At 39.0% G+C, this 12,157-nt stretch carries 14 protein-coding genes; 1 reads left to right on the forward strand and 13 read right to left on the reverse strand.

Going from position 1 to position 12,157, the window contains the following annotated elements; genetic code table 11:
• Positions 1-20: 20 nt before the first annotated feature.
• The 13 genes from ssuD to ACRPLY_RS18505 all read right to left on the reverse strand — a co-directional run bounded on the left by ssuD (position 21) and on the right by ACRPLY_RS18505 (position 11,096).
• Positions 21-1,145 carry an FMNH2-dependent alkanesulfonate monooxygenase gene (ssuD, locus tag ACRPLY_RS18445; RefSeq protein ID WP_033579638.1) on the reverse strand — a complete coding sequence of 375 codons (1,125 nt, stop codon included), beginning with the start codon at positions 1,143-1,145 and terminating at the stop codon, positions 21-23.
• Positions 1,142-1,696: an NADPH-dependent FMN reductase gene (ssuE, locus tag ACRPLY_RS18450; RefSeq protein ID WP_028411747.1), complete on the reverse strand. Its 555-nt coding sequence runs from the start codon at positions 1,694-1,696 to the stop codon at positions 1,142-1,144. Before ssuE ends, ssuD begins: the two co-directional genes overlap by 4 nt.
• Before the next feature lie 69 nt (positions 1,697-1,765).
• Entirely contained in the window at positions 1,766-2,626 is an 861-nt protein-coding gene (locus ACRPLY_RS18455; RefSeq protein WP_432232081.1) for an ABC transporter permease, read from the reverse strand.
• A 10-nt stretch (positions 2,627-2,636) separates the two neighbouring features.
• On the reverse strand, positions 2,637-3,623 hold the full coding sequence (locus ACRPLY_RS18460; RefSeq protein WP_432232082.1) for an aliphatic sulfonate ABC transporter substrate-binding protein: 987 nt from the start codon (positions 3,621-3,623) through the stop codon (positions 2,637-2,639).
• A gap of 33 nt (positions 3,624-3,656) precedes the next feature.
• Complete coding sequence (locus ACRPLY_RS18465) at positions 3,657-4,454, reverse strand: ABC transporter ATP-binding protein (protein ID WP_080754460.1); 798 nt, start codon at positions 4,452-4,454, stop codon at positions 3,657-3,659.
• Positions 4,455-4,587: 133 nt separating this feature from the next.
• A complete protein-coding gene (locus ACRPLY_RS18470) occupies positions 4,588-5,802 on the reverse strand; it encodes a cation:proton antiporter (protein WP_028411751.1) in 1,215 nt (404 codons plus the stop codon).
• Positions 5,803-6,303, reverse strand: coding sequence for a cation:proton antiporter regulatory subunit (locus tag ACRPLY_RS18475; protein WP_432232083.1), 501 nt, complete (start codon positions 6,301-6,303; stop codon positions 5,803-5,805).
• A gap of 148 nt (positions 6,304-6,451) precedes the next feature.
• Positions 6,452-6,778, reverse strand: coding sequence for a hypothetical protein (locus tag ACRPLY_RS18480; protein WP_430046823.1), 327 nt, complete (start codon positions 6,776-6,778; stop codon positions 6,452-6,454).
• Between the two features lie 203 nt (positions 6,779-6,981).
• Positions 6,982-7,206, reverse strand: a complete 225-nt coding sequence (gene gerE, locus ACRPLY_RS18485; protein ID WP_013059396.1) for a spore germination transcription factor GerE — start codon at positions 7,204-7,206, stop codon at positions 6,982-6,984.
• Between the two features lie 174 nt (positions 7,207-7,380).
• Positions 7,381-7,830 carry an acyl-CoA thioesterase gene (locus tag ACRPLY_RS18490; RefSeq protein ID WP_432232084.1) on the reverse strand — a complete coding sequence of 150 codons (450 nt, stop codon included), beginning with the start codon at positions 7,828-7,830 and terminating at the stop codon, positions 7,381-7,383.
• Positions 7,831-7,893: 63 nt separating this feature from the next.
• Entirely contained in the window at positions 7,894-8,667 is a 774-nt protein-coding gene (sdhB, locus tag ACRPLY_RS18495; protein ID WP_013059398.1) for a succinate dehydrogenase iron-sulfur subunit, read from the reverse strand.
• 3 nt (positions 8,668-8,670) lie between these two features.
• Positions 8,671-10,458 carry a succinate dehydrogenase flavoprotein subunit gene (sdhA, locus tag ACRPLY_RS18500; RefSeq protein WP_013059399.1) on the reverse strand — a complete coding sequence of 596 codons (1,788 nt, stop codon included), beginning with the start codon at positions 10,456-10,458 and terminating at the stop codon, positions 8,671-8,673.
• 29 nt (positions 10,459-10,487) lie between these two features.
• Positions 10,488-11,096, reverse strand: a complete 609-nt coding sequence (locus tag ACRPLY_RS18505) for a succinate dehydrogenase cytochrome b558 subunit (RefSeq protein WP_028411754.1) — start codon at positions 11,094-11,096, stop codon at positions 10,488-10,490.
• 489 nt (positions 11,097-11,585) lie between these two features.
• Here ACRPLY_RS18505 and ACRPLY_RS18510 point away from each other — a divergent pair, with 489 nt between their 5' ends.
• Positions 11,586-12,113 carry a YslB family protein gene (locus tag ACRPLY_RS18510; RefSeq protein ID WP_432232085.1) on the forward strand — a complete coding sequence of 176 codons (528 nt, stop codon included), beginning with the start codon at positions 11,586-11,588 and terminating at the stop codon, positions 12,111-12,113.
• Positions 12,114-12,157 lie beyond the last annotated feature (44 nt).

Here is a 12,157-nt window from a genome sequence, read left to right on the forward strand (position 1 = left end):
AAAATTCACCGGTTCTTCTTTTACGAGGTTGAAGCTTTTGGAAACCTATCGTTTGCAATAATCTCACCGATGCTTTCACTCTTTCCTTCACCCTCATCAATATTTAAAAGCGGGAACAATAACTCTCCTACGTGATAAGCTTCTTCTAAATGCGGATAGCCTGATAAAATAAAAGATTCAATTCCTAAAGCTTCATATTCTTTTATTCGTTTCGCTATATTTTCAGCACTGCCTACCAGGGCAGTTCCTGCACCTCCCCGGACGAGCCCCACACCTGCCCATAAGTTAGGGCTAATCGTAAGTTCCTCTCGGGTTCCTCTATGAAGGCTCGCCATTCGCTGCTGCCCAACTGAGTCATACCTTGCAAAAGTACGCTGTGCAGCTTGAATTGTGTCGTCGTCCAAATGCTGAATTAATCGATCGGCTGCTTCCCAAGCTTCTTCTTCCGTTTCCCGTACAATAATATGCAAACGAATCCCAAACTTAACGGTTCTGCCTTCTGCTTCTGCTTGCTTTCTCACAGCCGTTATTTTTTCTCTTACTTGTTCAGGAGGCTCTCCCCACGTTAAATACACGTCAGAATGTTTTGCTGCAACTTTTTGTCCTGCGGGTGAAGATCCGCCAAAATAAATAGGTGGAGAAGGTTTTTGAACAGGTGGATACAACAGCTCACTGTTCTCTACATGAATATGTTTTCCTTCATAATTAACCGTATCTCCAGCCAATAACCCTTTCCACACATCTAAAAATTCATCCGCAGCTTCATAACGTTCATCATGTGATAAGAAAAGGCCGTCTCCGGCTAATTCTGCTGGATCTCCTCCTGCTACTACGTTAACTAGTAAACGACCGTTTGAAATTCGATCAAGAGTCGAAGTCATGCGCGCTGCCACGGAAGGAGCCATAATGCCCGGACGTACAGCTACTAAAAATTTCAAACGCTCTGTTTCAGGTATAAGTGAAGCAGCCAATAGCCACGGGTCTTCGCATGATTTCCCCGTTGGAATCAGAACTCCTTCAAATCCTAACCGGTCAGCTGCTTGAGCAACTTGCCGAAAATATGAATAGTCTGCTGAACGACCTCCTCGATTTGTCCCTAGATATCTTCCATCTCCATGGGAAGGAATAAACCATAACATTTTCATGATTCAACACTCCTTTTCGTTTGTTCTAGATGATATTCAAGCTCTTTTAATGAACGTTTAATTCTCGCTTCTGCTTCTTCCGCAATAAACTCAATTTCATTTTCTTTCGTATAGGCCACCTCAGAATCAACAATATAAACTCCATGAATAAGAGCAGTAGCTCCTAAAACGGATAATGTCGGCTTAAATACATAATCAAGAGCCAGTAGATGAGCAATGGTTCCCCCTGTAGCTATCGGCAGCACGGTTTTATTGTGCAAACCTTTTTCAGGTATTAAATCTAAAAATGTTTTTAAGATTCCTGTGTAGCTAGCTTTATAGATTGGGCTGACAATAATAACGGCATCAGCATCTGCCACTTTCTTTTGAGCTTCTTGAATCGCAGGGCTAGAAAAGTTAGCATATAGTAAGTCTTCAGCTGGTAGATCGCGGACATGCACGGTTTTTACTTCATGTTTTTCATTTTGCAGATATGCTGCAATATACTCACTTAAAGCAGCTGACCTTGATTGTTTTGAAGGGCTTCCCGTAATAATTGTAAACTGACTCATTATCATCTCTCCTTTTAACTTATAAAACTTATAGATTTACAAGGATTAATAAGTATATAAATCCTTCTTTTATTTTTCACCTGCGTAGCTGTCTCTCCATTTAAGAAGACGCTTTTCTAATACTCGGACAAATGAATCAGTTAATTTGCCTACAACAGCAAAAATGATAATTCCGACAAAAACTACATCTGTTTGAGAAAACTGCCTAGCATCCATAATCATATATCCTACACCTTCACTTGCTCCCATTAATTCAGCTACTACCAGTCCGAGCCATGCAATACCTAAAGACAATCGGACACCAAGTAAAATATTAGGAAGAGCGGCTGGTAAAATGAGTTTCGTGATTTGTTTCCATTTACTAAATTGCAGAACACGCGCAACATCAAATAATTTCGAATCAACGCCGCGAATGCCTAAATACGTATTAACATAGATTGGAAAAAACGCACCGTTTGCAATTAGCAATATCTTTGAAATTTCCCCAAAGCCAAACCATAAGATAAATAAAGGAGCCAAGGCAAGGTGAGGAACAGTTCTAAGCATTTGAATGGATGGATCCATATAGTGCTCCGTTTTCTTTGAGAAACCGACAATAACACCAAATAGTAAACCTAGACCAGCTCCAACGGCAAAACCTATGGCAGCACGTAAAATACTGATTTGAAGATTAGCTCCGAGTTCTCCCGATACGATGAGCTGTTTGAAAGAAAGTACAATATCAACAGGTGTAGGAAGAACGGTTTTAGATACATATACATAGCCCGCAGAACCAATGATTTGCCACACGACGATAAGCAAAATTGGCACGACGAGAGAACGAAGGAAAATTCCCTGCTTATTTTTCGCTTCTTCCTTTCTTTTTTTCACTTGTTGCAAGTGAGCTGCTGAAGACTGGACATGTCCTGAAACCACGGATGTTTTACTCATTTTCATCACCTCATTTTTCTTTTAATGCTTTTTCAATAAATGAATTATCAACGACATCTCCTGTATCAATTTTCTTTTTAATAACGCCTAAAGATTGTTGAAAATCAGCTGTTCGCTGTTGTTCTGCAATAATTTCTTTAGAGGTTGGGCGATTATAGGCAGGATTATTTTTTAACACTTGTCTTACTACATCTTTATCTAGATTTTTTTGTTTTGCTAGAATATCCACAGATTCTTCAAAATGTTCGTTTTGCCATTCAAGTGCTTTTTGATAAACTTGTAAAAACTTAACGACTAACTCTGGATGATCTTTTGCAAAGCCTTCTCTTACAATAGTAAAGCCTGGTGAAGCAACCTTTAACGAATCGCCGTCTGCTAAAATACGAGCTTCATTTTTTAAGTTTTGCAGGGAGATAAACGGTTCCCAAATTGACCATGCATCCACTGACCCATTTTCAAATGCTGGCTGAGCTTCGTCTGGCTGAAGCTGAATAATCTTTACGTCACTTGGCTTCAACCCATTTTGATCAAGAGCTCTGTACAATAAGTTAAAACCGCTGCTGCCTTTCGCAACCGCAATCTTTTTACCTTTTAAATCTTTTACGCTTTTAATCTTGCTGTTTTTTCCTACTAAAATAGCATTTCCTTTTAATCCGTCGCTCGAATTAGCAATTTCTAAAAATGGAATATCTGCCCCTTGACCAGAAATAACCGGTGAGTTTCCAACTTGGCCGAAATCCAAGTGTCCAGATGCTAACCCTTCAAATTGCGGAGGACCGCTTTGAAACTCTGTCCATTTAACGTTTACACCTATTTTTTCAAATTCTTTTTCAAACCATTTTTGGTTTTGTGCCAGCATTAAAGGTCCTAGGCTTTGTTGAATGCCAATATTGATCGTAACGTTTTTCGAATCTTCGCCGCTCGCTTTTTCTTTCGTCCCGCACCCAGCCAATGCGAGAACAAGTACAATAGCTGCAGTTAAAAGTAGCTTTTTCATCTGTTCTGTCTCCTTCTCTGTCTGATTGAATCTTTAATGTTCTCCTGCTTCTTCAAATTCTTTCAGCACTTGCTGCCTTAGCTGCTGAAAAGGTAGTTCTGTCTTTTTTCGCGGATGACTAATTTCTACTGGAACAACCCGACTAATTTCTCCTGGTCTGGCACTCATAATCACAATTTTAGTTCCTAAGTAAATGGATTCATCTAAATCGTGGGTAACAAAAATCATGGTTGTTTTTTCTTTTTTCCATATGTCTAACAGCACATCTTGCAGATGAGTGCGAGTAAAAGCATCCAACGCACCAAACGGTTCATCTAACAATAAAACCTCTGGATTTCTTAAAAGAGCACGCGCAATCGCAACTCGTTGAGACATCCCCCCAGATAGTTCTCGAGGATAAGCTTTTTCAAATCCTTTCAGCCTGACAATATCAATTAGCTCATCTACGCGGCGCCGAACGTTCGAATCTTTCAGCGATAAGTCAGCCGCTATATTTTGCTCCACATTAAGCCACGGGAACAAGCGGTGTTCTTGAAAGATCATTCCTTGTTTAATGCTAGGTCCGGCTATGTGCTTCCCGTTGATTTCAATGCGCCCTTCATAATCTATATCAAGTCCAGCGATCATTTTAAGCAGCGTACTTTTTCCGCATCCGCTCGGACCAATAATGGTAATAAATTCACCTTTATTAATCGTAAGATTTACATTTCGCAATGCTTGAGTTACTTGTTCTCCTTTTTGAAATGAGCGGTTAACCGATTGAATCACGACACTCACAGCAATTCCTCCTCCTTGAATTTTTAAATCAAAAGCTATTTCACCTAAAAACATAAAAGCTCCTACCTAAAAAAGGTAGGAGCTTTCGGTTGACCGATCAGCCCGTTGCTATAGTTAACTGATTTGTTATTGGATTATTTTGAATTTTATCATATTAATCCGATTTGTCAACTGTGTTTTATATATTTTATCCATTAGATTCTTGAGGATTTGGTTTTTTCCATTTAAATATTGAGTTTAAAAATCCGTATATATGCTTAGACTCCTTCGTTAACAAAGGACCAATAATAGCTAAAATCAATACATAAAGCGCAGCGAATGGCTGAAGGATGGCCGATAATCCTCCTTCAATTCCGATGTTAGCCATAATGATTGAAAACTCACCTCGTGACATGATTGTTAATCCAATATTGGTAGAAGCCTTGTGTGACAGCCCGCTTTTTCTTCCTGAAATCATACCGGCTGTAAAGTTACCAATAATCGTAAGCGCAACTGCTCCAAGGGCAAGCCAGCCTGCATCCCAGAGCGTGAGAGGATCAATACTTAATCCGAAGCTGAAGAAAAAGATGGCTCCAAAGAAATCACGAAACGGTACGACAAGATGTTCAATCCGATCGCGATGTTCTGTTTCAGAAAATACAAGTCCAAGTAATAAGGCTCCAATTGCTTCTGCCACGTGAATTGTTTCTGAGAAGCCTGCCACAAAAAACAATACCGCAAAAACGACGATTATAAAGATTTCATTCGATGAAATATTTAAAAGTTTATTTAGTAGAGGCGTAGCTTTTCGAGCAATGATAAAGAACAGCATCATATAGCCAAACGCAATTAAAATAGATGTTAAAGATCCAGCAAGCGATCCGTGGTCTCCAAGCACCAACCCTGAAACGACAGAAAGATAAACCGCTAAGAAAATATCTTCAAACATGATGATCCCTAATATCAATTCCGTTTCTGGATTTGCCGTTCGTTTTAAATCAACCAATACTTTTGCGACAATTGCGCTGGACGAAATCGTAATAATTCCAGCGATAATCAGCACTTCAAGAAGAGGATTTCCTGTCAGGTATCCATACAATAATCCTAAGGTAAAGTTAATTAAAATATAAATAGATCCTCCCACCGCGATGGACTTACCTGATTTAATTAACTTTCCAACTGAAAATTCTAACCCTAAATAAAAGAGTAAAAAGAGAACTCCAATTCTCCCCATAAATTCAATAATCTCTTGGCTTTCAATAAACTTTAAACTGAATGAGCCAAACTCAGGAGCATGGGGACCAACCGCCATGCCCAGCAGAATGAGGAATGGAATAATCGTAAATTTAAATTTATGTGCTAGTATAGCCGCTAAAGCGACTAGTAACAAAGCTGTCCCAACTTCAAATACTAAATGATCCAATTATGAACTACCTCCTTGTGAAAGCAATTCTTTAATGAGCGTTTTTAAATTTCCTCTTTCACCAGAGATGACAAGCGTATCTCCTTCTTCAATTAACGTATCTGGTCCTGGGGTGGATAATTTTTTTTGCGTGTTTTTAATGACAGCGATGATTGTGACATCATAGTTGCTGCGAACGTCAATTTCGCCAATTGTTTTACTGTGAGCTTTCGCCTGTTTTTCAACTTTGTACCATTCAATCACTAAGTCATTGAATGCCACTTCAATGGTTTCCATTGCTTTTGGCTTGTAAATCATGCCGCCTAAAATTGCAGCTAGCTGTCTTGATTCCGTATCTGTTAACGTAATGTCAAAAATGCTTTCTTCTAAATCTTTGTGATCGAAGTGGTAGATTTCACGTCGTCCATCATCATGAATAATAACGACCACACGGTTTCCTCCGCTTGTCTCAATTTCAAATTTACGGCCGATTCCTGGTAATTCCGTTTCTTTAATCATCATTGAATGATCACTCCTATAAAGTTTTTAAGAAGAATATTAAATTTTCATTGCATTATTTGTATAGAAAATCCCCATGACAAATAAGCCTAAGAATAGTAGGTAATTTTAGGTTTGAAGAAAAGGCTGCTGAAATTTCAACCTTTTTTATTTAATTGAGGTAACTTGATTGAAAGATTTTTGGATAAAAAAGTGTTTTCTTGAGGAAAAAATACGCAATTTGATGCGTCGGAATGATGAGCTTGGTACTCACCCATACTAAAGCAAAAGTTACTATCACACTTTGTATTAGAGATCCTATTTGTTTGACGCTGTGCTTAGCTCCTGGAGACATGTGCACGATATCCGTGTAATGCTGTACCGAACTTTTTGTGACCTTTACTTTTTCAAAGTCATTATCAATAAATTTATCTGGCAAACTCGCAAAAGGCAAGCACAATATCATGCATAATAATACCCCTAACCATACATTTTTCATCATCTCACCTCTCTTTCTTTTGAAGTAGTATCTCCTTACTTAAAAGTATACGTACTCTGAAATTCAATTTCAAGCAATAAGTTTCTTTTATAAAGATTTACCTTTTTTATAATATTTTCTTAATGATATTCTTTTTAGATACATATGCGATACTTAAAAAAATATACAAAAAGCTGGCTTTCTAAAAAGAAAGCCAGCTCATGTTATAGTTCAAGTTCTCCCATTCGAAGGAGTTCTACGACTGCTTGAGAACGCCCCTTGACTCCAAGCTTTTGCATCGCATTAGAAATATGATTTCGAACTGTTTTTTCGCTAATGAATAGTTCACTCGCGATTTCTTTTGTTGTTTTGTCCTGTACTAAAAGCTCGAATACTTCTCGTTCACGCTTTGTAAGTAGCGGTTTAGGTTGAAACTCTTTTTCTTTCAATGTAACCCTCCTTGCCTGATCCTGAGTTGAACTATCGGATGGGTGTAAATTTAGTCAACATATCTTATGTGCGGTATGCCTACGCGGTTACTAGTTTTAGAAAAAATATGCAAAAAACTCTTTTTTACCTTTGAAAAAGAAAAAAAGCCTGAAGAAAGAGCCTTCAAGCCATTTTTATATAGTCGATAAACACCTTTTCATCTCTTCATTCCAAGGCACGCTTTTTCCTGTTTCTTTAGAAATTTGCACCATTGTTCCTCTCCCCGTGAGTATAACCTCTCCTTGCTCATTTTGAATCATATAGTGTAAATCAACCGAAGAACGTCCGATTTTATGGGCCTTTACAAAAACAGCTAGCACGTTACCAAAATACACTTGTTTGACATAGTCGCACTGCAAATCAGCCACCACCGGTATCGTTCCCTCATACTCACTCGTCCACTTTTGCATAAAGCCAATATGGTGAAAGAATTCCGTACGTATTTGTTCAAAATAAACAAAAGGAACCGTATTATTTAAGTGCCCAAACATATCTGTTTCCGAAAATCTTACCTTGATTTTCTGCTTAAACGAAAATGACTCTTTCCAGTGATCCATGTCTTCAATATACGAAATATTATTCATCTGTGTTTCCTCCGTTCGTCATAGACAAAATAAAACCTCTCCACGTGGAGAGGTTTTGAGTGGTTATACTTGATCGCTACCAAAGAAACTTCTGAATGCTTGAATTGTTGTGTCGCGGTTCAAAGCTGCGATTGAAGTAGTCAATGGAATTCCTTTTGGACATGATTGAACGCAGTTTTGAGAGTTCCCGCAGTTCGCTAGCCCTCCATCACCCATAATCGTCTCTAAACGTTCTCCTTTATTTAACGCACCGGTTGGATGGGCATTAAACAAGCGAACTTGAGAAAGCGGTGCTGGACCGATGAAGTTTGACTTGTCGTTTACGTTTGGACAAGCTTCTAAGCAAACGCCGCATGTCATACACTTGGATAACTCATACGCCCACTGACGTTTCTTTTCAGGCATACGCGGTCCTGGTCCTAAATCGTATGTGCCATCGATCGGAACCCAGGCTTTTACTTTTTTCAGTGAATCAAACATACGGCTGCGGTCTACCTGCAAGTCACGAACAACAGGGAATGTTTTCATTGGCTGCAAGCGAATCGGCTGTTCTAGTTTATCAACAAGAGCTGTACATGACTGACGAGGTTTACCGTTGATAACCATTGAACAGGCTCCGCATACTTCCTCTAAACAGTTCATTTCCCAGTTTATCGGAGCAACCTCTTTACCTGAAGCATCAACAGGGTTACGTCTGATTTCCATCAGTGCTGAAATAACGTTCATATTCGGACGATACGGAATTTCAAACTCCTGATTGTAAGGAGCAGATTCAGCTGAATCTTGACGTGTAATAATGAAGCGCACTGTCTTTTGGACTGTTTGTTGTTCACTCATTGATTAACGAACCCCCTCTTGTTGTTTTTTTGGTTTTTCATCTTTTTTCTTTGTGTAGTCGCGCTTACGCGGTTTGATTAACGATACGTCTACCTCTTCATAATGGAAAGAAGGAGCCGTTTTCTTATCAACGAAAGATGCCATTGTTGTTTTTAAGAATTCTTCATCGTTACGATCTGGGAAATCCGGCTTATAATGAGCACCGCGACTTTCGTTACGGTTGTAAGCTCCAAGCGTTACAACACGTGAAAGTTGGAGCATGTTTTGAAGCTGACGAGTAAATGTTGCGGCTTGATTACTCCATTTAGCCGTGTCATTAATGTTAATACGATCATAGCGTTCAATTAATTCTTGAATCTTTTCATCTGTTTTTAACAGTTTGTCATTGTATCGTACGACTGTCACGTTGTCAGTCATCCATTCCCCTAGCTCTTTATGAAGAACGTATGCATTTTCTGTACCTTGAAGATTCATGATATTGTTCCATTTCTCTTCTTCTTCTTTCACATGACGATCATATACGCTTGAAGAAATAGCATCTGCGCTCTTTTCTAAACCATTGATGTATTCAACGGCTTTAGGACCAGCAACCATACCGCCATAAATAGCTGACAATAATGAGTTTGCTCCTAAACGGTTCGCTCCGTGCTGCGAATAATCACACTCACCAGCTGCGAACAAGCCAGGGATATTTGTCATTTGATCGTAATCCACCCATAAACCGCCCATTGAATAGTGTACGGCTGGGAAAATCTTCATTGGTACTTTGCGCGGATCATCGCCCATGAATTTTTCATAGATTTCGATGATACCTCCAAGTTTAATGTCTAGCTCTTTTGGATCTTTATGTGAAAGGTCCAGATAAACCATGTTCTCTCCGTTAATTCCTAACTTCTGCGCTACGCAGACGTCAAAAATTTCACGAGTTGCAATATCACGAGGTACTAAGTTACCGTATGCCGGATATTTTTCCTCTAAGAAATACCAAGGTTTACCGTCTTTATATGTCCAAACGCGTCCGCCTTCTCCACGAGCAGATTCACTCATAAGACGAAGCTTATCATCTCCCGGGATAGCAGTTGGATGAATTTGAATAAACTCTCCGTTTGAATAGTATGCACCTTGCTGATACACGATAGATGCCGCTGAACCTGTATTAATAACTGAGTTCGTCGATTTTCCAAAGACAATACCAGGTCCACCTGTAGCCATAATAACCGCATCAGCTGGGAACGTTTTAATTTCCATTGATTTTAAATTCTGTGCAGAAATTCCGCGACAGCTGCGCTCATCATCAAGAACAGCACCTAAGAATTCCCATCCTTCGTACTTTGTCACAAGTCCGGCAACTTCATAGCGACGAACCTGCTCATCTAATGCGTACAATAACTGTTGACCCGTTGTTGCTCCAGCAAAAGCCGTACGGTGATGCTGCGTTCCGCCAAATCGTCTGAAGTCTAACAAACCCTCAGGAGTACGGTTAAACATAACACCCATACGGTCAAGTAAGTGAATAATACCAGGAGCTGCTTCACACATTGCTTTTACAGGTGGCTGGTTGGCTAAAAAGTCTCCGCCATACACTGTGTCATCAAAGTGTTCCCATGGTGAATCTCCTTCACCTTTCGTATTTACGGCTCCGTTGATTCCACCTTGCGCGCAAACTGAGTGAGATCTTTTTACCGGAACTAGTGAAAATAAATCTACTTGCTTGCCAGACTCAGCAATTTTTATTGTTGCCATCAAGCCAGCTAAACCGCCACCGACTACGATGATTTTTCCGTTACTCATCGGAACCCCACTCCTTCAAAACCTTAATTTTATGCAAATGCGAATAATGTACGAACACCTACGAATGTAAGTGCTAAGAAGATTGCTAATGTCACATAAGTTGAAATTCTTTGAGAACGTGGTGTTACAGTTAACCCCCAGCTAACTCCAAATGACCATAGACCGTTTGCAAAGTGGAAGATCGTAGATACAACACCAACTATGTAGAATGCAAACATTGCTGGGTTGCTTAAAATTCGTTCCATCATTTGAAAATCTACTTCTTTTCCAAGCGCAGCTTGTATTCTGGTTTCCCATACGTGCCATGTGATGAAGATAAGTGTGATTACACCTGAAACACGCTGAAGGATAAACATCCAGTTACGGAAAAATCCATAGTTGTTAACGTTTGTTTTAGCAGTGAATGCGATGTAAAGACCGTATATTGCGTGAAAAACGATTGGTAAGAAAATAATGAAAATTTCTAGAGCATAGCGGAAAGGTAAGCTCTCCATGAAGTGAGCTGCTTGATTAAATGATTCTTCTCCCTTTGTCGCGAAATGATTCACAACTAAATGCTGTGTTAAGAAAATCCCGATTGGTATTACTCCAAGTAGTGAATGGATTCTCCGATATTGAAACTCTCTGTTTGCCGCCATCTGCGTAGACCCCCCTTAGTTAAATGAACATAGTTTGTGAAGAACTTTCTTACTCCCACTAGACAAATAGATTAATCGTGAATACAGGAAATGAAAACCTTTGCATTTCCTAATAAAGTATGTGACAGGTTAATTTTACTCCCATCGATTAAGAGCGTCAAGGCAAGATGTTTAAATCTTCTATAAAATATAAATTTATAAAATTTTATATTTGTTAACGCTTACTGCATTGATGTTAAAGATTTTTTCTTTCTATTATAATATCGCTTGCCACAGTTAAGTAAGCGTTTACTTTATACTTTTATTGTAAACAAGTTCACAAAACATTTACACAGGTAAAAGTACCCTTTTAAAAGTAATTTTATGGATTTTTTATCTTTACATCTAACTCTTTTTACCATAATAAAGATCCTCTTACATTTTATTAAAAAAATGCGTGAGAGGTTTTTTAGATTTGTATATAATAGTAGTAAAGAAAGAGGGGAAAGCATGAGCAATTTACAAACAGAATCACAGCAAGAACTTGAAGAGACGATGGAAACATTAGAACCTAATGCCGCAGCTGAAACAGAGAGAGCTCTTGATCACGTTCCATATTTCGGATACAGCCTTTTGCGTGACGTGTTAATTCCAGAGCTTCTTGGAGACGAAACGAATACCATCTCATACTGGGCAGGAAAACACCTTGCGCGTAAATATCCATTAAATACAATGGATGAAATCGTCGCATTTTTTAAAGCAGCTTCCTGGGGAACACTGACGCTTGCCAAAAAAGATAAATATTCACTAGAGCTTGAGTTATCAGGTGATATGGTCAGCAAAAGATTTCAGCAGGAAACTTGTTCATTTCATCTTGAGTCAGGGTTTGTGGCTGAACAGATTCAGCGTCAAAACAACTGCCTAACAGAAGCCTACTTAACACCTAAAGAAAAGAACGGAAAAGTGCTGATTTCCGTGCAGTGGGACCGAAAAGATATCTTACCTACCGAAACCCGTGCGGAGCGTTATAAAAAGTAAGAAATACGTATATATAAAAGACGTGGAGATACCACGTCTTTTTT

This window comes from Priestia sp. TGN 0903, from assembly GCF_050846855.1.
GTDB lineage: Bacteria > Bacillota > Bacilli > Bacillales > Bacillaceae_H > Priestia > Priestia zanthoxyli.